This window comes from Microbacterium martis, from assembly GCF_047246685.1.
Classification (GTDB): Bacteria; Actinomycetota; Actinomycetes; order Actinomycetales; family Microbacteriaceae; genus Microbacterium.
Map to the genome: position 1 here is coordinate 864,395 of NZ_JBFOKT010000002.1, position 21,076 is coordinate 885,470.

At 71.3% G+C, this 21,076-nt stretch carries 23 protein-coding genes; 14 read left to right on the forward strand and 9 right to left on the reverse strand.

Features of this window, described 5'->3' with window-relative positions:
• Window position 1 precedes the first annotated feature (1 nt).
• Entirely contained in the window at window positions 2–1,336 is a 1,335-nt protein-coding gene (locus AB3M90_RS12095; protein WP_412952255.1) for a phenylacetate--CoA ligase family protein, read from the reverse strand.
• A complete protein-coding gene (locus tag AB3M90_RS12100; protein ID WP_412952257.1) occupies window positions 1,333–1,965 on the reverse strand; it encodes a cysteine hydrolase family protein in 633 nt (210 codons plus the stop codon). The genes AB3M90_RS12095 and AB3M90_RS12100 overlap by 4 nt, the downstream gene beginning before the upstream one ends.
• Before the next feature lie 132 nt (window positions 1,966–2,097).
• Here AB3M90_RS12100 and AB3M90_RS12105 point away from each other — a divergent pair, with 132 nt between their 5' ends.
• From AB3M90_RS12105 to AB3M90_RS12125, 5 genes are read left to right on the forward strand one after another with little or no spacing between them, the layout of a single operon-like run.
• Window positions 2,098–3,300, forward strand: coding sequence for a CaiB/BaiF CoA transferase family protein (locus AB3M90_RS12105; protein WP_412952258.1), 1,203 nt, complete (start codon window positions 2,098–2,100; stop codon window positions 3,298–3,300).
• Window positions 3,290–4,165 (forward strand): HpcH/HpaI aldolase/citrate lyase family protein, encoded by an 876-nt coding sequence (locus AB3M90_RS12110; protein WP_412952260.1) that lies wholly within the window; start codon window positions 3,290–3,292, stop codon window positions 4,163–4,165. Before AB3M90_RS12105 ends, AB3M90_RS12110 begins: the two co-directional genes overlap by 11 nt.
• Window positions 4,165–4,980 carry a cyclase family protein gene (locus AB3M90_RS12115; RefSeq protein ID WP_412952261.1) on the forward strand — a complete coding sequence of 272 codons (816 nt, stop codon included), beginning with the start codon at window positions 4,165–4,167 and terminating at the stop codon, window positions 4,978–4,980. Before AB3M90_RS12110 ends, AB3M90_RS12115 begins: the two co-directional genes overlap by 1 nt.
• Window positions 4,977–6,410 carry an MmgE/PrpD family protein gene (locus tag AB3M90_RS12120; protein WP_412952263.1) on the forward strand — a complete coding sequence of 478 codons (1,434 nt, stop codon included), beginning with the start codon at window positions 4,977–4,979 and terminating at the stop codon, window positions 6,408–6,410. Before AB3M90_RS12115 ends, AB3M90_RS12120 begins: the two co-directional genes overlap by 4 nt.
• Window positions 6,411–6,417: 7 nt before the next feature.
• A complete protein-coding gene (locus AB3M90_RS12125; RefSeq protein WP_412952264.1) occupies window positions 6,418–6,819 on the forward strand; it encodes a hypothetical protein in 402 nt (133 codons plus the stop codon).
• A gap of 122 nt (window positions 6,820–6,941) precedes the next feature.
• On the opposite strand, the gene AB3M90_RS12130 is transcribed toward AB3M90_RS12125, so the two are convergent.
• Window positions 6,942–8,396 (reverse strand): dihydroorotase, encoded by a 1,455-nt coding sequence (locus AB3M90_RS12130; protein ID WP_412952266.1) that lies wholly within the window; start codon window positions 8,394–8,396, stop codon window positions 6,942–6,944.
• Window positions 8,397–8,624: 228 nt separating this feature from the next.
• On the opposite strand from AB3M90_RS12130, the gene AB3M90_RS12135 reads away from it, so the two are divergent.
• Window positions 8,625–9,809: an MFS transporter gene (locus AB3M90_RS12135; RefSeq protein ID WP_412952268.1), complete on the forward strand. Its 1,185-nt coding sequence runs from the start codon at window positions 8,625–8,627 to the stop codon at window positions 9,807–9,809.
• Window positions 9,810–9,905: 96 nt separating this feature from the next.
• Here AB3M90_RS12135 and AB3M90_RS12140 read toward each other — a convergent pair whose 3' ends face one another.
• Window positions 9,906–11,396, reverse strand: coding sequence for a serine/threonine-protein kinase (locus tag AB3M90_RS12140; protein ID WP_412952269.1), 1,491 nt, complete (start codon window positions 11,394–11,396; stop codon window positions 9,906–9,908).
• A 202-nt stretch (window positions 11,397–11,598) separates the two neighbouring features.
• On the opposite strand from AB3M90_RS12140, the gene AB3M90_RS12145 reads away from it, so the two are divergent.
• From AB3M90_RS12145 to AB3M90_RS12160, 4 genes are all read left to right on the forward strand, one after another.
• The gene (locus AB3M90_RS12145) at window positions 11,599–11,826 is read left to right on the forward strand and encodes a DUF2188 domain-containing protein (RefSeq protein ID WP_412952271.1); all 228 of its coding nucleotides are present in this window, start codon (window positions 11,599–11,601) and stop codon (window positions 11,824–11,826) included.
• On the forward strand, window positions 11,826–12,650 hold the full coding sequence (locus tag AB3M90_RS12150) for a 3-keto-5-aminohexanoate cleavage protein (protein WP_412952273.1): 825 nt from the start codon (window positions 11,826–11,828) through the stop codon (window positions 12,648–12,650). Before AB3M90_RS12145 ends, AB3M90_RS12150 begins: the two co-directional genes overlap by 1 nt.
• A gap of 94 nt (window positions 12,651–12,744) precedes the next feature.
• A complete protein-coding gene (gnd, locus tag AB3M90_RS12155) occupies window positions 12,745–13,806 on the forward strand; it encodes a phosphogluconate dehydrogenase (NAD(+)-dependent, decarboxylating) (RefSeq protein WP_412952274.1) in 1,062 nt (353 codons plus the stop codon).
• Window positions 13,807–14,003: 197 nt separating this feature from the next.
• Window positions 14,004–15,125, forward strand: a complete 1,122-nt coding sequence (locus tag AB3M90_RS12160; protein ID WP_412952719.1) for a patatin-like phospholipase family protein — start codon at window positions 14,004–14,006, stop codon at window positions 15,123–15,125.
• Between the two features lie 27 nt (window positions 15,126–15,152).
• Here the strand turns inward: AB3M90_RS12160 and AB3M90_RS12165 are convergent, their stop codons facing one another.
• Window positions 15,153–15,296, reverse strand: coding sequence for a hypothetical protein (locus AB3M90_RS12165; protein WP_412952275.1), 144 nt, complete (start codon window positions 15,294–15,296; stop codon window positions 15,153–15,155).
• Between the two features lie 268 nt (window positions 15,297–15,564).
• Here AB3M90_RS12165 and AB3M90_RS12170 point away from each other — a divergent pair, with 268 nt between their 5' ends.
• Complete coding sequence (locus tag AB3M90_RS12170) at window positions 15,565–16,515, forward strand: hypothetical protein (RefSeq protein ID WP_412952277.1); 951 nt, start codon at window positions 15,565–15,567, stop codon at window positions 16,513–16,515.
• The gene (locus AB3M90_RS12175) at window positions 16,512–16,973 is read left to right on the forward strand and encodes a hemerythrin domain-containing protein (protein WP_412952278.1); all 462 of its coding nucleotides are present in this window, start codon (window positions 16,512–16,514) and stop codon (window positions 16,971–16,973) included. The genes AB3M90_RS12170 and AB3M90_RS12175 overlap by 4 nt, the downstream gene beginning before the upstream one ends.
• Window positions 16,974–16,977: 4 nt before the next feature.
• On the opposite strand, the gene AB3M90_RS12180 is transcribed toward AB3M90_RS12175, so the two are convergent.
• The 3 genes from AB3M90_RS12180 to AB3M90_RS12190 all read right to left on the reverse strand — a co-directional run bounded on the left by AB3M90_RS12180 (window position 16,978) and on the right by AB3M90_RS12190 (window position 18,945).
• On the reverse strand, window positions 16,978–17,370 hold the full coding sequence (locus tag AB3M90_RS12180) for a VOC family protein (RefSeq protein WP_412952279.1): 393 nt from the start codon (window positions 17,368–17,370) through the stop codon (window positions 16,978–16,980).
• A 57-nt stretch (window positions 17,371–17,427) separates the two neighbouring features.
• Entirely contained in the window at window positions 17,428–17,724 is a 297-nt protein-coding gene (locus tag AB3M90_RS12185; protein ID WP_412952280.1) for an FAD-dependent monooxygenase family protein, read from the reverse strand.
• A gap of 519 nt (window positions 17,725–18,243) precedes the next feature.
• Window positions 18,244–18,945 (reverse strand): helix-turn-helix transcriptional regulator, encoded by a 702-nt coding sequence (locus AB3M90_RS12190; RefSeq protein WP_412952281.1) that lies wholly within the window; start codon window positions 18,943–18,945, stop codon window positions 18,244–18,246.
• An 80-nt stretch (window positions 18,946–19,025) separates the two neighbouring features.
• Between AB3M90_RS12190 and AB3M90_RS12195 the strand changes: the two genes are divergently transcribed.
• Together AB3M90_RS12195 and AB3M90_RS12200 are read left to right on the forward strand one after the other, a co-directional pair.
• Window positions 19,026–19,895: an NmrA family NAD(P)-binding protein gene (locus tag AB3M90_RS12195; RefSeq protein ID WP_412952282.1), complete on the forward strand. Its 870-nt coding sequence runs from the start codon at window positions 19,026–19,028 to the stop codon at window positions 19,893–19,895.
• Window positions 19,896–20,056: 161 nt separating this feature from the next.
• Window positions 20,057–20,626, forward strand: a complete 570-nt coding sequence (locus tag AB3M90_RS12200) for a TetR/AcrR family transcriptional regulator (protein ID WP_412952284.1) — start codon at window positions 20,057–20,059, stop codon at window positions 20,624–20,626.
• A 51-nt stretch (window positions 20,627–20,677) separates the two neighbouring features.
• Here the strand turns inward: AB3M90_RS12200 and AB3M90_RS12205 are convergent, their stop codons facing one another.
• Window positions 20,678–21,061: a hypothetical protein gene (locus tag AB3M90_RS12205; RefSeq protein WP_412952285.1), complete on the reverse strand. Its 384-nt coding sequence runs from the start codon at window positions 21,059–21,061 to the stop codon at window positions 20,678–20,680.
• Window positions 21,062–21,076 lie beyond the last annotated feature (15 nt).

Consider the following 21,076-nt stretch of genomic DNA (forward strand, 5'->3'; position numbering starts at 1 on the left):
GTCAGGACGACCTTTCGTCGACGAATCTGCGGGGTTTCAGTGAGCCGGTGGCGCCGTGGATGTCGAACAGGGCGACGCGTTCCACGCGCGGGGTGACGCGGATCGCGGCGCGCACGGCCCGCTGCACGGCATCCGCATCGAGCGCGCCGTCGGCCGTCTCGACGACCCGCAAGACGAGCTCGTCCATGCCGTCGGATGCCGTGCGCACGACCGCCTGGTGCTCGCGCACGCCGTCGACGGCGCCGACCGCCGCGCCCAGGACGGTGACGTCGAACAGGTTGCCGCGCACCTTGACCATGCTGCCCTCGCGGCGATGGTGGGCGACGACGCGTCCGCCGGCCCAGCCGCACTCCGGACACGGTTCGATCGTGTACTCGACGACGTCGCCGAGCACGTAGCGCAGGAAGGCGGTGCCGCGTCGGTCGAGGTGGGTGAGGGCGAGCCGCCCGGGCTCTCCGTCGGACGTGGGTGCCCCGTCGTCGTCGATCGTCTCGAAGAAGAACTGATCGGGCGCCGGGTTGTGGAAGCCCGTGCCCGGCACGCACTCCACGAGACCGCACTGCAGCTCCGACGCGCCGAAGCTGTTCGAGACGACGGCATCCGGCGACCCGACCTCGGCGGCGAGCTGCGTGAGCTGCGCCTGGAGGGCGGGAGGGCACGCTTCGCCGGAGGCGGCGAACATGCGGATGCCGGTGAGCGGCACGTCGGCGCTGCGCGCCGCCTCGAGGATGCGCGCGAGGTAGCTCGGCACGCCCCAGAGCACGGTCGGCTGTGTGCGCTCCAGCATCCGCACGATCTCGGTCGTGCGCCGCGTGACCGGATAGTCGTCGGCGGCCGCGCCGCCGAGGCCGACGACGAGCTCGCATCCGAGTGCCGCCGCGGCGTGGTTCGCCCGGGTCCACGCGCCGTGCGGCTGGGTGGTCAGCGGGAAGAGGTTCGCGATGCGGTCGTCGGCGCTCATCCCGCGGATCGCGGCCATGTGCAGCTGCGCGGTGAGGATGGCGCGGAAGTCGCGCGCGGTCTGGAAGATCGGCGTGGGAGCCGAGGTCGATCCTGACGTGTAGGCGATGTCCCACAGGATGTCGGACGGGTCGGCGGCGTCGAGCCGATACGCCTCGGGGTCGGACGCCAGATCGGACTTGCCGGTCGGAGCGATGCGCGCGAAGTCGTCCAGCGACGCCACCTCGGCGCCCTGCAGCATCTCGCGGTAGCGCGGATGCCGGGTGCGCAGCCGATCGAGCTGCGCGGCGAAGCGCTCCTCCTGCAGGGCGCGCAGCGCCGCGGGGTCGGAGTACACCGCACCCAGGGCGGCCACGCGTGCCCGTGCGCCGCTCACCGGGCGAGCTCCGGTCGCAGCGCGTCGAGGACGTCGGCCGAGGTCGCCACCTGGGCGCTGCTGTAGGCGACGAGTTGAAGCGCCGCGGTGTGGGCCTCGTCGGCCGTCATCGGCGGCAGCCCGTCTTTCGCCGGTACGGGAGGGCACGCCGTGAGGTCGGAGAGGACCGTCACGTCGAAGTCGAGGGCCGCCGCATCGATCGCCGTCGCGAGGCAGCACGAGTGCGTGGTGACCCCGAGGATGACGAGGTGGTCGGCGCCGAGCCTGCGCAGCAGGAGGTCGAGGCCGGTGCCGACGAACGCGCTCTGGCGGCTCTTCTCGATCACGATGTCGCGCTCGTCGATGTCGAGCCCGGGCAACAGCGCGGCGTCAGGGTACCGATGAGCACGCGGATTCCCGAAGCGCGCCGTGCTGCGGCCGAGCGGCCGCGCGTCGGGGACGGCGAACGCGGTGAAGATCACCGGGATTCCGAGCTCGCGCATCCGCGAGAGGAAGGGAACGGCTTCGGCGACGAGGCGTTCCCCGTCGGGGACGGGGAACAGCGCATCGGCGCCGATGAACTCGCTCTGGAGGTCGATGGCGATCACGGCCGTGCGGTGCGTCGGCTGCGGTTCGTTTCGGATGGTCACCGAGGTGCACTCCCCTCTGTCCGTCGACGGCGCCTGACGGGGCCGCCGACATCTAACTTGCCATGACGGATTGACGACCGCAAGCAAAATGGAATACCGTTTCTCTCAGCGGAACGAATGAGAGGGCGACACATGGCGACGACGCACGGACCACTGGAGGGCCTGCGGGTGCTCGACTGCGCCACCATCCTCGCCGCGCCCCTCGCGAGCCAGATCCTGGGCGACTTCGGCGCCGACGTGATCAAGATCGAGCACCCCGAGCGGCCCGACGCCATGCGCGGGCACGGCGAATCCGTCGACGGCGTCGGGCTGTGGTGGACCGAGGTCGCCCGCAACAAGCGCACCCTCGCGCTCGACCTGCGCGACGCGCAGGGCGCCGACGTCTTCCGCCGCCTCGTGCGCACGGCCGACGTGCTGGTCGAGAACTTCCGCCCGGGCACGCTCGAGCGCTGGGGTCTGGGGTGGGACGAGCTGCACGCCCTCAACCCCCGTCTCATCATGCTGCGGGTGACCGGGTTCGGTCAGGAGGGGCCCTACGCCTCGCGACCGGCGTTCGGCACGCTCATCGAGGCGATGAGCGGATTCGCCCACATGACCGGCCAGCCCGACGCCCCGCCCACGCTGCCGGCCTTCGGCCTTGCCGACTCGATCGCCGGGATGGCGGCCGTCTCGGCCGTGCTCATGGCGCTGTACCACCGCGACGCGAACGGCGGCGACGGGCAGATGATCGACCTCAGCCTGCTCGAGCCGATCCTCACCGCGGTCGGTCCCGCGCCGAGCGTCTACGACAAGACCGGGGTCGTGCCGGTGCGACAGGGCAACCGCTCGACGAACAACGCTCCTCGCAACCTCTACCGCAGCCGCGACGGGCACTGGCTCGCCGTCTCGACCAGCGCCGACAGCGTCGCGCGCCGTGTGCTGACCCTGGTCGGCCACGCCGAGGTGATCGACGAGCCGTGGTTCGCACGCGGCTCCTCGCGCGCGCAGCACGCCGACCTGCTCGACGAGTACGTGGGCGGGTGGATCGCGCAGCGCGATCGCGACGCCGTGCTCGAGGCGTTCACCGACGCCGGAGCCGCGATCGCCGCCGTCTACTCGGCCAAGGAGATCGTCGACGATCCGCAGGTGCAGAGCCGCGACACGCTCGTGCGCGTCGCGCACCCCCACCTCGGCGACGTGCTGCAGCACAACGTGCTGTTCCGCCTGTCGGAGACGCCGGGCGGCATCCGCTTCGCCGGGCGCGATCACGGACAGGACACCGACGACATCCTCGCCGAGCTCGACATCGCCGCCGAGGACCGCGACGCGCTGAGGAGCCGCGGCGTTGTCCGCTGATCGCCGGAGCCACCGCAGCTACCTCTACGTGGCCGGCTCCGATCCCCATCGCTTCGAGAAGGCGCGGCACTCCGGTGCCGACGCGATCGTCCTCGACCTGGAGGATGCCGTGGCGCCCGACGCCAAGGCGTCGGCCCGCGAGCACGTCGCCCGGTACGCCTCAGCCGCCGTGGCCGACGAGACCCGCGTGCACGTGCGGATCAACACGATCGCGGGAGAGGTGCCGCACGATGATCTCGCCGCCGCCGTGTGGCCCGGGGTCGAGGCGCTCCGGGTGCCCAAGGCCGAGCATCCCGACGACATCCGCCGGCTCGACGACGCCATCACGGCCGTCGAGGAGCAGCGCGGCATGCCTCCGGGCTCGGTCGCGCTGACCCTCCTCGTCGAATCGGCGCGTGGTGCGCTCGCCATCGCCGACACGGCGGCCGCCTCGGCGCGGGTCAGCGGCATCGCATTCGGATCGAGCGACTTCCTGGCCGACATCGGCGCCGACGGGGGCGATGCGACGGCCACCCTGCACGTGCGGTCGCACCTGGTGCTGGTGGCGCGCGCACAGGGCCTGCTCGCCCCGATCGACAGCGTGACCACCGCCGTGCACGATACGGATGCCGTGGCGCGCGAGGCCCGGTCGGCCCGGGCCCTCGGCTTCTTCGGGAAGTCGCTCATCCACCCGCGGCAGATCCCCGCCGCGCACGACGCCTTCTCGCCCTCCCCCGAAGAGCTCGCCGTCGCCCAGGCCATCGTCGCCGCGGCCGACGACGCGCTCGCCGCCGGGGCGGGAGCCACGACGTTCCAGGGGGAATTCGTCGACCCCGCCATCGTCGCGCGGCACCGCGCGCTGCTCGCAAGGAGGAGCACCCCCTGATGACCACCGCTCTCATCGACACCGTCCGCCGCGGAACCGAGATCTTCGACCTCGGTCGTCCCTTCGTGCCGGGGATGCCGCAGTCGCCGAACCACCCGGCCTACACGCACGCCCTGCAGCGGCGGCACGGCGACATGGTCCGCCCCGACGGAGGATCAGCCGCCAACGACTTCATCAGCATGGGAACGCACGTCGGCACGCACATGGACGCCCTCGCCCACGTGTCGCACTGCGGCGAGCTGTACGGCGGCGTGCCGGTCGAAGACGCCGTCTCCGGCGGACGCTTCTCGCAGCTCGGCATCGACACGGTGCGGCCGCTCGTGACGCCCGGCATCCTGCTCGACATCCCGTCGGCGCGGGGCGTGGAGCAGTGCGATCCGGGATACGAGATCACGCCCGACGACCTCGATCGGGCCGTGGCCGTCCAGGGCGTCGAGCCGCGCGAAGGCGACGTCATCCTCGTCCGTTCGGGATGGGACCGGAACTGGGACGACCGCGAGCGCTACATCGGTCGCGACTCGGGTGTGCCCGGTGTCGGAGAGGCCGGAGCGGAATGGCTCGCCGCGCGCCGACCGAGCGCCGTCGGGGCCGACACGATCGCCTTCGAGCAGATCGCCCCGGGCAAGGGGCACGCGGTGCTGCCCGCGCACCGGGTGCTGCTGGTCGAGCACGGCATCAACATCATCGAGACGATGAACCTGCAGCGCCTCGCCGAATCCGGCCACCGGTCGTTCGTGTTCGTGGTCTCGCCCCTCGAGTTCGTCGGGGCGACGGGCTCGCCCGTGCGTCCGCTCGCGATCGTGGCGGCGGCATGAGCGCCGACGTCACCCGCCGGATCGCGTCCTTCGCGCACGAGGTGCGGGTCGGCGGAGCTCCCGACGACGTGCGCCGCAGCGCCCGGCAGCGCATCATCGACATCGTCGGGCTGCAGCTCGCCGCGCTGCGTCTGCCCACGAGCCAGGCCGCCCTGCGGTTCGTCGCCGAGCAGGGCGGCGCCGCTCAGGCGAGCGTCGTGGGGGCGCCCGCGCGCGTACCGGCGGCCTGGGCGGCCTTCGCGAACGGAGTGCTCGCGCACTCGCTCGACTACGACGACACGCATCTGCCCAGCGTCCTGCATCCGTCGGCCGGCGTGGTCCCCGCCGCGCTCGCCGTCGCGGAGTCGGTGGGCGCCGAAGGCGATGCCGTGCTCGACGCGGTCGCGGCGGGCATCGAGGTGACCGTGCGGCTCGGCATGGCCGGCTACGACCGCGAGAGCAACAACTCGATCTACTTCGAGCATGGGCAGCACGCCACCTCGATCTGCGGCACGATCGGCGCGGCCGTCGCCGCGGGCATGCTGCACGGATTCGACGCCGACCGGCTCACCGACGTCATCGGTGTGGCGGCGTCGATGGCGTCGGGCGTGATCGAGGCCAACCGCACCGGCGGCACCGTCAAGCGCATGCACTGCGGGTGGGCCGCGCACGCCGGTGCGACCGCGGCCGAGCTGGTGCGACACGGTTTCACCGGACCTCCGACCGCGCTCGAGGGCCGCTTCGGCCTGTTCGAGGGCTTCCTGCACGGGCGGGTCGACCTCGCCGCGGTGACCGACGGACTCGGCGAGGAGTGGGCCGTGCCCGGCATCTTCTTCAAGCCGTACCCCGCCAACCACTTCACCCACACCGCGGTCGACGCGGCGCGGCGCGTGCGCGAGCGCGGCATCCGTCCCTCCGACGTCACGGCGGTGACGCTCGAGGTGGCGACGCCCACGGTCCGCACGATCGGCGAACCGCTGGCGGTCAAGCAGAGTCCCGAGACGGGCTATCAGGCGCAGTTCTCGGGCCCTTTCGCGGTGACCGTCGGCGTGTTCGGCGGCGAGGGTCTCGGGGCGGGTCTCGGCGACTACACCGACGAGCTGGCGCAGGATGCCGAGCGCCGCGCGCTCATGGCGAAGGTCGAGGTCGTCGGGTCGCCCGAGTGCGACGCGATCTACCCGTTCCAGTTCCCGTGCGTGCTGCGGGTCACCACCGCGGCGGGCGACACGGTCGTGGAGAAGGTTCTCGTGAACCGCGGTGGTCCCGCCGACCCGCTGAGCGACGACGAGCTCGCGGTGAAGTTCTCGACCAACGCGCAGCGCGCCCTCGCGCCCGAGGCGGTGGCGACGCTGCTGTCGACGCTGTCGGACCGACTCGACGTGGTCGCCGCGAGCGGCGTGCTGCGCACCGCCGCGTCGTCGCCCGCCCTCGCGACAGCGGTCGCAGGATGACGACCCGATGATCACGACGTCGGAGGATGCGGCCGACCTCGTCGACCGGTACCTGCAGTTCTGCGAAGACCGCGATCTCGCCTCGGCGAGTGCGCTCTGGGCCCCCGGCATCCCCCGCATCGAGTTCCCCGGCCCGGTCGTGTACTCCTCGCTCGACGAGCTCGTCGCAGCGAGTCGCGCGCAGTACGCCTGGGTGCGCAAGCGGCGCGACGAGTACGCGGTGGCGACGGATGCCGACGGGGCGTGGACCGTGACGAGCATCGGCCGGCTGTACGGGGTGGGTCTCGACGGCGCCGATTTCGCCGACGTGCGCTACGTCGACGTGTTCACGGTCGGAGGCGACGGCATCCGTGCGCAGCGGGTGTGGAACGACCTCGTCATCGCCGGCATCGTGCCGCCGGTGCGCTGACCGCGAGCCGATCCTCTTTCCGCCCGAGGCGCTGACCGCGAGTCGTTCCTCTTTCCGCCTGGGCGGGACGCGACGATGCCCGGGCGCGGCCGCAGCCGCTCTCCCGGGCATCGTCTCTCCGGTCAGCTCAGCGGGCGGTGCAGGTACTCGCCCCGCGGGTCGCCCACGATCGCACCGTCGACGAGGATCTCCTCGCCGCGCAGCAGCACGTCGGTGACCCGGGCCGTCATCTCGAACCCTTCGAGGGCCGAGTACTCCTGGCTCGATTCCGAATCCTCGGCGTGCACCGTCCAGGGCGAGTCGAGGTCGACGAGGGCGATGTCGGCGTCGTAGCCCGGAGCGAGCAGGCCCTTGCGCGCTCCGAGGCCGTAGCGCTCGGCCGGGGTGCGGCTGGTCATGCGGGCGATCGCGGGCAGCGAGAGTCCGCGACGCAGGCCCTCCGACACCAGACCGGGAAGCAGGTACTCGGCGCCGCCGAAGCCCGACTTCGCGAGGAAGACGTCGTCGCGATCCTCACCGAACTTCATCTCGTCGCGGCAGCAGGCGTGGTCGGAGACCACCCAGTCGATGTTGCCCGCGAGCACGTGGTTCCACAGCTCCTCGACGTCTTCGCGCGGACGGATGGGCGGGTTGACCTTCGCCCCCAGAGGCGCGGTCGTCACGTCGGCGAGGAGGTGCGCGATCGTGACCTCGCGGCGGAAGTCGATGTGGGGGAACGTCGCGGCCATGCGCATCGCGGCATCCAGCGCCTTGGCGCTCGTCAGGTGCAGCAGGTTGATGTTGGCGAGGTCGGTCTCGTGCGCCAGGTAGCTGGCGATCGTGATGGCCAGGCCCTCGGAGTGGGGCGGACGCGAGGCGGAGTACGCCTCGAGGCCGGTCAGGTCGCCGCCCTCGACGATCTTCGTGTACGCGGCCATGATCTCGGCCGTCTCGCAGTGCAGCGACAGGGAGATCTGATCGGCCAGCTCGGGATGCGCCTCGCGGGCGCGCTGCACGCCGCGCATGACGAACTCGAAGTGCGCGTAGTCGTAGCGCTCGTCGGGCGGCGTCATCAGGAACGAGCTCTGATCGGACGAGCGTCCGTGCAGTCCGTGCGAGCCGTAGAACATGAAGATCTTGAACGACGAGACGCCGTGCTCGGTCACGAGGTCGTCGATCTCGTCGATGTGCTCGGCGGTCATCGGCGCGAGGTGGAACGCGTAGTCGATGGTCGAGCGACCTTCGGTCAGCGCCCGCACCTCGGGGAAGAAGTCGGCGTAGGAGCCACCGCGGTTGAGGTAGTACTGGCCCGTGCGCATGTAGGAGATGCCGGTCGTGACACCGCCCTGCGCCGCCGCGCGCGACTCGCTGCGCGTGTCGATGTCGAGCGGGTTGTAGATGCCCCAGTGCTGGTGCGCGTCGACCGCGCCGGGGAAGGCCGTCCGCCCTCGCCCGTCGATGACCCGCGAGGCCCCGGCCGGATCGAGATCGGCGGCGACCTCGACGATCTTCCCGTCCTTCACGGCGATGTCGGCGATGACCGTATCGTCGTGGTCGGGCCGGACCACCTGGACGTTGCGGATCAACAGGTCATTCATGCCAGCTCCTTCTCGTCGGTCCGGCCATGCTATCGAGGCGTTCCTCTCAGCGCAACACCGTTCCGCTATGGGTTGCGGCGCGTTGTGACCCCTCGCGGAAGCTGGGCGCACGTGCGTGCGCCTCATGGACGTGCGGCCGCGACCAGCCGGTCCCTGATGCAACTCGTGAGTTGCATCGGAGCCGCACATGTGCAACTCTGTAATTGCACATAGCGAGCAGGAGACAACATGACGACCCCGACCACGACCACAGTCCCGACCCGCGTCCGCCCCGGCGTCGTGCTCGCCGTGCTGTTCACCGGGGCGTTCGTGATGGGCTGCGCCGAGATGCTCGTCGTCGGGATGATCGACCTCATCGCCGACGACCTGTCGGTCTCGCTCGCCGCCGCCGGAGCCCTCGTCACGGCGAACGCGCTCGGCCTCGCGCTGGGCGGACCGCTGCTCACCTTCCTCACCACGCGGTTCGACCGGCGGTCGGTGCTGCTGGCCGCGGCATCCGTCTTCCTCCTCGCGAGCCTCCTTCCGGCGCTCGTCGCCGACTACCCCGTCTTCCTCGCCGCGCGGGTCGTGATCGGCGCCGTGCAGGGGCTCTTCATCGCTGCGGCCATGGTGACCGCGACGTCGATCGTGGCGCCCGAGCGCTCCGGGCGGGCGATGGCCGTCGTGATCTCCGGCTTCGCGACGTCGAGTGCGCTCGGCCTTCCGCTGGGCACCCTGCTCGGCCAGGCCGCGGGATGGCGCGGATCGTTCCTCACGGTGGTCGTCGTCGCCGCGGCCGTGCTGGCCCTGCTCGTCGTCGTGCTGCCGTCGGTGCCCACCGGTTCCGGCAGCGGCGCCCTCGGCCAGGCGCGCTCCGCGTTCGCGCCGCGCGTGCTCGCCGTGCTGAGCGTCAGCTTTCTCACCTTCGCCGCCATGCTGGCCGCCATCACCTATCTCGTGCCGTTCCTCGACGCGGTCACGGGCGTCACCGGCCCGCTGGTGACGGTGTACCTGCTCGTCTACGGCGTCTCGACGACCCTCGGATCGGCGCTCGGCGGCCGCTTCGCCGATCAGAACGCGTCGCGCATGCTCGTCGTCGGGGCGATCGGGGTGCTGATCGCGCTGGGCGTGATGCTCGCCTTCGGCGCAAGCCCGTGGGCGGTCGGCCTCGCCGTGCTCGGCATCGGCGCGCTCGGGATGGGCACGGCCCCGTCGATCCAGCATCGCGTGGTGACGCTGGCGGGTCGCGGCGCTCCCCTCGCCGCATCACTGCCCGCGTCTGCCGTGAACGCGGGGATCGCCTTCGGCTCGCTCGCGGGCGGCATCGCGCTCGAGCAGCGGGGCCCGTCGTTCGCGGTGTTCACGGGGATGGGGATCGCCGTGGTCGCGATCGCCGCCGCCTGGGCGACCGGGTTCCTCCGGACGAGTTCGTGAAGAAGAAGCTCATCCGAGAGGTCGAGCATTCGCGGAACCAGGTGAAACCCGGCGAGCAATTCGCCGCGGTGTGACGGGCTCGACGCGCTCGTGGGGTCAGCCCGCGCCGCCGTTCCCGTTCCCGTTCCCGTTGTTGTTGCCGTTCCCGTTGCCGTTCTCGTTGTTGCCGTTCCCGTTGTTGCCGTTGCCGTTGTCGTTCCCCTTGCCCTTGGGGGGATCATCGGCGCCGTCAGCCGGTTCATCGACGGGTGGCGCACCGTTCCCCGGGTCGGCCACACCCGGCTCGACCGCGTCGACCTCGATCGCCGGGTCGTCGACGGTCACCGCCTCGACCTCGTTCACCGGCGCATCGCTCATCGTCGCCTCGGGCGCGACCTCGGGCTCCAGTGCCGTGCGCACGGCACTCACGGCCGCCGTTCGCCCCGAGTCGCTCGATGCGGGAGACAGCAGCATCGCCCCCGCGGAGAGGGTCGCGGCTGCGACGACGGCCATCGCCCCTCCGGCCACGATCCACCGCCGGACTCGTCCGGCGTCGGTCGATGCGTGTCCGGCCGCGGTGCCGCGCCTTCTCCTTCGGCCTCGGCCGACCGGCCCCGGCAGGATCGCCGTCACCGCGGTGACCGCGCGAGCCACGCCGTCGCTCGGCAGCGCCTCACCCCCCGACACCACCGCGACCGACGCCGCCGCCGGAACCGGATCGGTCGACACGACCGCGGGCGCCGGCATCCGTCGCTCTGCGGCTCCGCCTCGTTCGAGGCGTCGGGCGAGGCGGGCGACCTCGGCTGCGGTGGGCCGCTGGGCCGGTTCCAGTCTCGTCATCCGCTCGAGCAGATCGCGCCACGCGGGGTCGACCCCGTCGGGGATCATCGGCGGACCCATCAGCCGGGCCACGGCGGCCGCACGGCCCGACACGAGCGACGAGTACCCGCGCTCTCCGGTCAGCGCCTCGAGCACCACGAGCCCGAGCGAGAAGATGTCGCACGCGGTGCCGGGCTCCTGCCCGCGCAGCTGCTCGGGAGCGATGTAGGTCAGCGTGCCGAGCACGATGCCGGGCGAGGTCAGCCGCGACTGATCGAGCGTGCACGCGATCCCGAAGTCGGCGAGCTTGGCGCGACCCGGGTCGGCGACGCGGTCGCGCGGCTTCGTGAGCAGCACGTTCGACGGCTTGACGTCGCGGTGCACGATGCCTGCCGCGTGCGCCACGGCGAGGCCCTCGGCCAGGTCGCGGGTGATGCGCGCGACGGTCCGCGCGGGCAGGGGGCCGTCGGCCATGCGGTCGGCGAGGGTCGGTCCGTCGATGAACTCCATCACCAGGTACTGCGGTCGCCGCGGCTCGAGCTGGGCGTCGAACAGCGCCACGAGAGAGGGGTGGCTGAGCGACGCGAGCACCGCCTTCTCGTTGTGCGCGCGCTCGATCGGATCGACCGGTCCCTCGTCGTTGTGGATCATCTTGATCGCCACGGTGCGGCCGAGGTGGGTGTCTTCGGCGCGGTAGACGGTCGCCATGCCGCCGCGGCCCACGGGCTCTTCAAGCAGATAGCGTCCGTCGAGCAGGGCCGCAGTCGGGGAGACGACCTCGATCGTCATCGCTGGCTCCTCGTCGGTGCATTCGGGTGCATGGTCAGAACGTATTCGGCGGAGATTCCTTCGTCAGCGGCCTTGACGCGGCGCGAAATCCATGGATGCCGCCTCGACGCGAGGAACCGGCCTGCGCGGCACGGCGTGTCAAGGGCCTCTTCGCCGTCGGTGGCCTCCCGTAGGAATGAGGGTGGACGGAAGGGGTACGGCCATGGCCGCAGGAGACATCGAGACTTTTCAGCGCGACGGGATCTGGTTCAACCGCATCGAGGGGGAGTCGCGCACCCTGGGTGCCAGCTTCCTCACCCGGGAGGAGGCGGTGAAGGTCGGCCGCGGGGCGGCAGTCGCGCGGCAGGTCGAGCACACGGTCCGCACCGAGGAGGGGCCGTCGGTCGATGAGAACCCGCACGACGCCCACCCGCGCGACCTGATCTGGTGATGCAGGCGTCATCCGCACCGGGTCCCGCATCCGCGCCCGCGCCCGGGCCCCAGCCCGGGTCGGCGCTCGGGCACGCGTCCCGCGCCGGCGAGGGGATGCTGCTGCAGGCGTGCGTCAACGGCGCGCGCGACGTGGCGCAGCATCCGTGGTTGAGTCTCGATCCCGCGGTGATGGCGGAAGAGGCGGCCGGTGCCGTCGCTGCGGGTGCGCAGGCGGTGCACGTGCACCCGAAGGATGCCGCGGGGCGCGACAGCGTGCACGCCGACGACGTGTCGCGGTGGCTTCGGGCGTTGCGCGCCGCGTGCCCCGACGTTCCCGTGGGCGTGACGACGGGCGCCTGGACCGAACCCGATGTCGAGCGACGGCTCGCCCGGATCGCGGGCTGGACCGAGCTACCAGACTTCGCCTCGGTGAACTGGCATGAGGCCGGTGCCGATGCGGTGGCGGCTCTGCTGCACGATCGCGGCATCGGCGTCGAGGCCGGCATCTGGGATGCGTCGGGCCTCGAGGCGTGGCGGCGCTCGTCGCACCGCGGCCACTGCCTGCGCGTGCTGGTCGAGCTGCCCGACGAGGCGGCTGAGACCGTGCGCGCCCACGCCGAGGGTCTCGTGGCGCACGTCGAGCGCGAGGAGCCCGGCATGCGCATCCTGCTGCACGGCGAGGAGCGGTCGATGTGGCCGGCCTTCGATCTCGCGGTCGAGAGGGGGCTCGATGCGCGGGTCGGCCTCGAAGACGGCATCCTGCTGCCCGACGGGCAGGTCGCGCCGAACAACGCCGCTCTGGTGCGCGCGGCCGTGGGGCGCGCGGGGGAGGCGATCCGATGACGTCGGTGATGACCGGGGGCGTAACATCGGGCTCGAGCACGGGTTCGAGGCCGACGGCCGTCGGCCGACCGCGAACACTTCCGGAGGGACTGCGATGCAACTGGCGATGATCGGACTCGGACGGATGGGTGCGAACATCGTTCGCCGCGTGATGCGCGATGGGCATGAGTGCGTCGTCTACGACGTGAACACGGATGCCGTGCAGGCACTGGTCGCCGAGGGAGCGGTCGGGGCCGACAGCGTGGCCGATCTGGCCGCGAAGCTGGAGGCCCCGCGGTCGGTCTGGATGATGGTGCCCGCGTCGCTCACCGGAGCCGTGGCCGAGCAGGTCGCGGCGGTGCTCGAGCCCGGCGACGCCCTCATCGACGGCGGCAACTCGAACTACCGCGACGACGTGCGTCGCGCGGCTGCGCTGCGCGAGGCGGGCATCGACTACATCGATGTCGGCACGAGCGGCGGCGTGTTCGGGCTCGAGCGCGGCTACTGCCTCATGATCGGCGGACCCGACGAGGCGGTGCAGCGCCTCGAGCCGATCTTCCGCACCATCGCCCCCGGCGCGGGCGAGATCGGACGGACGCCGGGACGCGAGGGCGACCTCGCGCCTGAGGAACAGGGATACCTGCACTGCGGTCCGTCGGGCGCCGGGCACTTCGTGAAGATGGTGCACAACGGCATCGAGTACGGCATCATGGCGGCGCTCGCCGAGGGGCTCAACCTGCTGCACAACGCGGATGCCGGCATTCGCGAGGCGCAGCACTCCGCCGAGATCGCGCCGTTGGAGGAGCCGCAGTTCTACCAGTTCCCGATCGACACCGCGAAGGTGTCGGAGCTCTGGCGCCGCGGGTCGGTCGTCTCGTCGTGGCTGCTCGACCTGACGGCCGCCGCGCTCACCGAGAACCCGTCGCTCGACGGCCTCGCGGGACGCGTGTCGGACTCGGGCGAAGGGCGGTGGACGGTGAAGGCGGCGGTCGACGTCGGCGTTCCCGTTCCGGTGCTGGCGGCGTCGCTGTTCGAGCGCTTCGCTTCGCGCGGTGAGGACCACTTCGCCAACCAGGTGCTCTCGGCCATGCGGCTGCAGTTCGGCGGGCATCAGGAGCTTCCCGCCGGCGACGTGCTCGAGGCGGGCAGCCGCCACGCCGAGTCCGGCGACGCCTGAGTCCCCTGTTCCGGCCCGTTCGTCTCGTTCGTCGAGTGAGGAGCGCACTGCCCCGACGAGTGCACCCGTGGTACGGTCGTCGCGATCGTGTTCCGACCGCAGGAGGTGAGACCCATGTACGCAGCATTCGTCACGGGCGCTCCCCTGCAGCCCACGATCTCGCGACAGAGGTAGTCGCCCGGGAGCGCCGAACAGGCATTTCGCGAAAGGCGACTCCCGTAAACTCTTCCTCTTTCTCTGCTGGTTCTTCATTTGCGGCTCCGTCGCCGTCATCCGGCGCGTCCGATCCCGTCGACGCGACCGACCGGCGCGGCGCGACCGATCCTGTCGACGCGACCGACCGGCGCCCGCCTTCCGGTGAGCGCGCGCTCGTTCTCGGTGGAGGTGGCTCGACGGGCAACGCGTGGCTGATCGGCATCGCGGCCGGGCTGCTCGACGCCGGACTCGACGTGACCGATGCCGACCTGATCGTCGGCACCTCTGCCGGTGCGACCGCGGCGGCTCAGTTGACCGGCGCCGACATCGGCGAGCTGTACGCCGCGAGTCTGGTGCCGCCGCCGAGTCGTCCGATTCCGGCCCGCGCGTCCGACCGTCCGGAGCGCGCGGGCGCACCGGGTGGCGGGTCGAGGCAGGTCTCCTCGTCGGGCGCAGCATCCGCTCGTTCTGGTTCGACGGACGGGCACCCGTCGAACCGACCGGTGATCGATCATCTCGAACGGATGCACCGCCTCATCGCGGCCTCGACGGATGCGGCCGACCTGCGGCGCCGCTTGTCCGACGCGGCTCTCGAGCGCCGCGCGAGCATGGACCCGTCGACAGGCCAGCGGTGGCGAGCCACGGTGGTATCTCGCCTGCCGTCGCCGGCCTGGCCGGACCGTGCCGTGCTTCTCACAGCGGTCGATGCGCGCACGGCGACGCCCGTGGTGTTCGATCGCGAGAGCGGCGTCGATCTGGCGGATGCCGTCGCCGCGAGCTGCTCGAGTGGATTCGCGTACCGCATCGGCGAGCGCGACTTCATCGACGGCGGCTATCGGCGCAACGAGAACGCCGACCTCGCATCCGGCTTCGCGCGGGTGCTGGTGCTGGCTCCTTTCGGCGGGGAGTCGTTCACTCCGGAGGGGTGGGGCCTGAACCTCGCGACTCAGATCGACGAGCTGCGCGCCGGCGGGAGTCGAGTGCAGGTCGTCGGGCCCGAGGCGGACGCCGCGCATCTGTTCGGCGCGAACGCCATGGACGGATCGATGCGTCCGCGCGCGGCGCAGGTCGGGTTCGAACAGGGCCGACGGCTCGCCGACGAGCTCTCGAACTTCTGGCGGTGAGACCCGGGTGCGGTCGGCGGCTCGCGCTCAGCCGGGATGCTCGTTCTGCCGCTGCTTGGGCACCCTCCGGGCTTCGTAGATGAGGATGCCGACGGCCGCGACGATTCCGCCGAAGGTGTAGCCGGCGAGGTGCGCCCAGAAATCGAGGTCGCCGTATGCGATGTCGAACATGATGCTCCTTTCCCGACCATCACCGGCCGGACTTCGTCTCTTCTTGACTCAGCAAAGCACACATACGAGGACGAACCGATATGCTGTCCACCGCTTTGCGTGGGGAGTCACAACACGCCGCATGCCGCCCACCCTTACGGCGTGTCGTGACTCCTCACACCCAACGTGTCCCGCACCGCCCCCTCCCCAGCGCGCCCCCCGCCCCTCCTCAGCGCGCCGCCGGGGCGTCACACGCGCGGCGGCGGCATCCTGTGCCAGGGTGGCGCGTGTGACCGACGCCTCCGCTGTTCCGACCCCGCCGTCCCGCGACCGCCGCACCTCTCTGCTGATCGGGGTCGGCGGCGGCATCCTGGGACTCCTGCCCTGGGTCGTCGGCGGCGGCATCCTCCCCCTCCAGAACCTCTGGGCCTCGCCGACGATGCCCGACGACATGCCGTTCGTGCTGCTGCCGCTGAGCCAGTACTCCGCGACGCTGCTGTTCTCCCTCGTCCTGCTGGGCGGCGTCTTCGCAGGCGTCGCCGTTCGCGTCGTCGCGCGGCGGCGGGAACTGCCGGTGCGGCCGACATCCCTCGGGGTCGCGATCGTGCACCTGGTCGCGGTCGTGCAGGGATTCGCGGTCCTCGCCATAGGTCACGGACTCGGGGTCGGGGGCGACAGCCGCGCCGTGCTGTACGTCGCGGGCATGCTGGGCGGCACGATCGTGGCGGCCGCACTCGCGCAGCTCGGGCTGTGGATGACCTCGCGTCCATCGGTCGCCGTGGCCGCCCTGGGCGTCGCGCTCGCCGCCGTGCCGTTCGCGAGCTGGGTCGCCCGGTGGTTCATCGCGTTCACGGGCGAGGTGTTCCCGCCGCCGTTCCTCCCGACGCTGGTGAACGTGCTGCCGGCCCTCATCGTGGGCGCCGCCCTGGTGTGGTGCGGGGTGCGTCCGGCTCGACGGATCATCGTCTGGATCGTGTCGCTGCTCGCCCTCTGGATGATGCCGGCGTTGTTCACCGCGATCCAGGCGGGGCTCGGCATGCGGGTGCTGCAGGGCGACGTCGTCGAGATGGCGAACGTGTCGGCGCAGGTGTTCCCGATGGCGCTCGCCGAAGTGTGGATGCCGCCGCTCATCGCCCTCGCGATCGCGGTGATCGGCACCCTGGTGCGGATGCTGGCGCAGCGCGACCGTGACGGACGAGGTCACGTGGCTGCGCAGCAGGGTGAGGCGGGGGTCGCGTGACGGACGGCGAGAAGGCACGGCTCGTCGCTTGGGGTGACGAACTGCGGGGCGTGCATCGACGGCTGCGCGAGGCGCTCGCGATCACGCAAGGGGCGGTCGCCGCGGGTGAGCGGCCGGGACGCGAGCTGCTGTTGTTCTGTCACGGATTCTGCACCGCGCTGACCGCACACCATGAGGGGGAGGACCGTGAGCTGTTCCCGGCGATCGCCGCGTCGCATCCCGAGCTGAGCGAGACGCTGCGGAAGCTCGAGCAGGACCACTCGATGATCGGTCACCTGATCGGTGGGCTCGAGCAGGCCGTCGCGTCGGCGGCGACGGCGGACGAACTGGCCGAGCACCTCGAGGGCATCGCCGCGATCATGGAGAGCCACTTCCGCTACGAGGAGCGGCAACTGCTGTCGGTGCTCGACGCTCTCGCGCTGGATGCGGATCCGGCACGGGTGCTCGGCCCGCTCTGAGCGCTCACGGGGTGGCCGGGCCGCCCCCGCGCCAGCCGGACCAGTCGGGCCGATCGACGACGCAGAAGCGGTTGCCCTCGGGGTCTTCCATGATGATGTAGTCGGCGTCGGCCGGACGGCCGTCCCAGTGCACCTCGCGGGCGCCGAGCCTGGCCAGGCGGCGCACCTCGGCCGCCTGGTCGTCGGCGTAGATGTCGAGGTGGATGCGCGGCGGCAGCACCCGTTCCGAGTGGTGGGCGTCGAGCGCGATGCAGGGTGCCTCCGCGTCGCGCGGTTTGAGCACGACCCAGTCGTCGGATGCCGGGTCGCGTTCGACGTAGTCGAGGGCCGCCTTCCAGAAGCGCGACTGCGCCGGCAGGTCGTTCACGCGCATGACGATCGATGCGATCTTCAACATGTGGGTGACGCTAGAGCGCCGGACGGATGCCGCGACAGGCCCTTGCGCCTCGACCGATCATCGCCTCAGAGCCGCATGCATCCGCCGCCGATACACCGCCGACCCGACCGCGCCGGCGATCCCGAGAGCCGGCCCCGCGACGAGCTGTAGGAGCGGATGCCGCAGGGTTGTGATCACGCGCACCGGCCCGAGCGACTCGAGGATGGCGGGACGCGCCCACTCGTCCACGCGCGACTGATACCGCGCGACGGCGGCCTCGATGTCGGCCTCGGCGATCAGGGCGTCCGCGAGAGCACCGGCCGAGCGGATGGCGGTCGACCCGGCGCGGCCACCGGTCGGCGGCATGGCGTGCACCGCGTCTCCGATGGCGGTGATGCGGCATGGCGCCCAGGGGAAGCGCGGTGCTGAGCCACAGCAGGAGATGTGCGCTTCGCAAGGATGAATTCGGCGTATCCGTCCTGTCGAAGTGCACAAGTCCTGCCGAAGCGCACGCGTCCTCGCGGGTGCTTCCAGGGCACCGACGATGTGCCCCACAGCACGAGATGTGCGCTTCGCAAGGACGAATTCCGCGTATCCGTCCTGTCGAAGTGCACAAGTCCTGCCGAAGCGCACGCGTCCTCGCGCGTGTCCCCGGGGCAGTGCGGCGACCGTGGTCAGCGCACGCGTCCGGGCAGGATGCTTCCGGGCACCGACGCTGTGCGCCACAGAAGGAGATGCGCGCTTCGCCAGGACGAATTCCGCGCGCATGCCACCACGCTGCCTGAGCCGCGAGCAGAAGTCACCGGCTGCTGCGCACCTTCCGCCCGGTCGTTGAGCGAGCGAACTTCCCCGGTCGTCGAGCGAGCAAAGCGTGACGGAACACCCCCGACGCCCTTACACCCTCCGTCCGAAGTCGCTCGTCAACCAGCTCTCGATCGACGCGAACGGGAACTCGCGGCCGGCGTGCACTCCCGCGAGAGCGCGCGCCGACCGCATCCGATCGAGCCGGAAGAGCCGCCAGTCGTCGCGGTCGATGTCGTAGGCGACGACATACCAGTGACCGTCGCGCAGGAAGTGCCGGTACGGCTCGACCGTGCGCTGCGTCTCGCGTCCGTGCTGGTCGGTGTAGGCGAGGGCGACGCGGGCGCCGGCGGCGACGGCATCCGCCAGCGTGCCGACGAGGGCGAAGTCGACCGGCGCCGGATCGCCCTGCAGGATCTGCGTCGACAGCGCCGTCGCGGCGGCCCGGCGCCGTAACGTCGGAGACAGGACTTGCTCGAGCTTGGTGCGAGCGACGGATGCCGCGGGGTCGCCGGGCGTCCACGTCTCGAGCACGAGCAACCCGGTGATGATGGTGGCGACCTCGTCGGCATCGAGCAGCAGGGGCGGGATCTTCGTGCCGGGATGCAGTCGATACGCCGCTCCGGGTCCAGGCCGCGATCGCACGTCGTAGCCGAGGTCGCGCAGCCGCTGCGCATCGCGGCGCACCGTGCGGGCGCTGGCGTCGAGGCGCTCGGCGAGGTCGGGCACGCTCCACTCGCCGCCGGTCTGCAGCAGCGACAGCAGATGCAAGGTGCGCGACGATGGGGATTCCACGAATCCATGATCGCTGAGGATGCGGCCGAAATCAGGCCGCATCTCGTCGTACCGTGGCGGAACACGACGAGAGGACGATTATGCGAATCGCAGTCACCAACCCCACCGGCAACGTGGGTCGGCACCTGACGCGGACGCTGGCGCGCGCTGGCATCCGACCCCTGCTGCTGGCGAGGAACCCCGAGAACATCCCCGCAGAGCTGGAACCGTTCGTTGACGTCGCGCAGGCGGACTCGCAGGATGCCGCGCAGGTCGCCGCTGCGACGCGGGGCGTCGACGCGCTGTACTGGGTGGATCCGTCGGTGATGTCCGCCGACCCGCTCGGCGACTACGCGCGCGCGACGGATGCCGTCGTGCGCGCCGTGCAGGAGAACGGCATCGGGCGGGTCGTCTTCCAGAGCAGCGTCGGCGCTGAGAAGCGGCACGGCGTGGGCGAGATCGACGGACTCGCCGCGACCGAGGTCGCGCTCGATGCGCTCGACATCGACATCACGCATCTGCGGTGCGGGTACTTCTTCGCGAACCTGCTGCTCGACCTCGACTCGCTGCGCGCGGGGCGGCTGACGACCGTGCTGCCGGTGGACGCGCCGATGGCGTGGGTCGCTCCGCGTGACATCGCCGAGGTCGCAGCGCTCACTCTGCTGAATCGCGAATGGAGCGGACGCCGCGTGCAGGCCGTGCACGGCCCCGAGGATCTCAGCTGGGCGCAGGTCGCCGCGATCCTGTCGTCGGAGTTGGGGCGGGACGTCGAGGTCTCTCGGGTGACAGACGACGAGATGCTCGGTGCGCTGCGAGGCGCCGGGATGCCGGAGGCGATGGCGCATGCCGTGCTCGGCATGTCGACCGGCATGCGCGTGGGGTTCGTCCCCGAGCAGGAGCGGACCGTCGTCACGACGACACCGACCGGCCTGCGCGGCTGGGTGCGGGAGGAGCTGCTCCCGCTCCTGTGATCCGGGCCCACGCTAGGTCTGTGTGCCGATCGCGAGCGACGTCGATTGCGCCGGCGGGAGCGGCGACGGACAGTAGCAATGTCAGGCGCTTCGGCCTTGGACCAGAGCCTCCGCGATCCCGCGAGACGCAGCGCCACGGCATCCGTCAGTAGCCTTGTCCTATGCCTCGCCCCCGAAGTGAAGCCGCGCGCCGGTCCGTGCTCGACGCGATGCGCGCTGCCGTCGTCGCCGGCGCGTATGAGGCTGTGACGATCGAGGGACTCGCCGAGTCGGCGGGCGTCGCCAAGCAGACGATCTACCGCTGGTGGCCGTCGAAGGCGGCGATCCTCGGCGAGGCGCTGCTCGAGGGCGACCTGCCTGGAGCCGACGTCGAGGTGCCGATCACCGACGACATCCGGGCCGACCTTCACGCATGGTTCTCGGCGATGTCGGCCGGACTCGCCAGCGATGAGGGCGTCGCCCTCGCCCGGGCGCTCATCGCGGTGACGGCCACCGACCACGAGCTCGGAATCGCGCTCAACGAACGGCTGGCGGCTCCGATCCGGTCGTGGGTGACGGAGCGCATCGACAGCGGACAGGTGGCGGGAGAGATCCGAACCGATGTGGATGCCGACGCCATCGCCGATCAGCTCATCGCGATGGCGTCGTACGCGGCGCTCATCGGGCAGCCGCTCAGCGAGGGTCGCGTCGACGAGACGGTCACGCGGCTGCTGCGGGGAATTGCGACGTAGCCGGTCGCTGAGCGAGGACGACGAAGTCGCCTGAGATGAGACGTCGCGAGACTACGGCGTGCAGTAGCCGACGATCGCCTCGGTCGTGGTGCGCAGGTCGGTCACCGCGGCATCCATGTTCCCGGGGTTCCCGGCGAGCGTGTTCTCGCCCTCGGCGATGACGCCGTCGATGCTGGTGGTCCATGCGTCGCGGAGGGTAACGAACTCGTCCGGACCCCCGACCTGACGTATGTCTTCGACCACTCCGCGGACCTCGTCGAGTGCCGCCTGCGCAGCCTCGGGAGTCGGGGAGGTGAGAGAGCCGATCGCGCCGCTCACCTGCACGGCGAGCGACGTGACCGAGCCGCACGCCGTGAGCTTTGACACCTGCTCGGAGCATCCGGACAGCAGCAGGATGCCGACGGCCAGCGCCGCGAGTGCAGGGAGCTTCTTCATGGGTCAAGGGTAATC

Coding starts and splice junctions, on each gene's coding strand:
- AB3M90_RS12105 (WP_412952258.1), top strand. CDS start 2,098: ATGGCGACGACGCACGGACCACTGGAGGGCCTGCGGGTGCTCGACTGC.
- AB3M90_RS12115 (WP_412952261.1), top strand. CDS start 4,165: ATGACCACCGCTCTCATCGACACCGTCCGCCGCGGAACCGAGATCTTC.
- AB3M90_RS12120 (WP_412952263.1), top strand. CDS start 4,977: ATGAGCGCCGACGTCACCCGCCGGATCGCGTCCTTCGCGCACGAGGTG.
- AB3M90_RS12125 (WP_412952264.1), top strand. CDS start 6,418: ATGATCACGACGTCGGAGGATGCGGCCGACCTCGTCGACCGGTACCTG.
- AB3M90_RS12130 (WP_412952266.1), bottom strand. CDS start 8,396: ATGAATGACCTGTTGATCCGCAACGTCCAGGTGGTCCGGCCCGACCAC.
- AB3M90_RS12135 (WP_412952268.1), top strand. CDS start 8,625: ATGACGACCCCGACCACGACCACAGTCCCGACCCGCGTCCGCCCCGGC.
- AB3M90_RS12140 (WP_412952269.1), bottom strand. CDS start 11,396: ATGACGATCGAGGTCGTCTCCCCGACTGCGGCCCTGCTCGACGGACGC.
- AB3M90_RS12145 (WP_412952271.1), top strand. CDS start 11,599: ATGGCCGCAGGAGACATCGAGACTTTTCAGCGCGACGGGATCTGGTTC.
- AB3M90_RS12150 (WP_412952273.1), top strand. CDS start 11,826: ATGCAGGCGTCATCCGCACCGGGTCCCGCATCCGCGCCCGCGCCCGGG.
- gnd (WP_412952274.1), top strand. CDS start 12,745: ATGCAACTGGCGATGATCGGACTCGGACGGATGGGTGCGAACATCGTT.
- AB3M90_RS12165 (WP_412952275.1), bottom strand. CDS start 15,296: ATGTTCGACATCGCATACGGCGACCTCGATTTCTGGGCGCACCTCGCC.
- AB3M90_RS12180 (WP_412952279.1), bottom strand. CDS start 17,370: ATGTTGAAGATCGCATCGATCGTCATGCGCGTGAACGACCTGCCGGCG.
- AB3M90_RS12195 (WP_412952282.1), top strand. CDS start 19,026: ATGCGAATCGCAGTCACCAACCCCACCGGCAACGTGGGTCGGCACCTG.
- AB3M90_RS12200 (WP_412952284.1), top strand. CDS start 20,057: ATGCCTCGCCCCCGAAGTGAAGCCGCGCGCCGGTCCGTGCTCGACGCG.
- AB3M90_RS12205 (WP_412952285.1), bottom strand. CDS start 21,061: ATGAAGAAGCTCCCTGCACTCGCGGCGCTGGCCGTCGGCATCCTGCTG.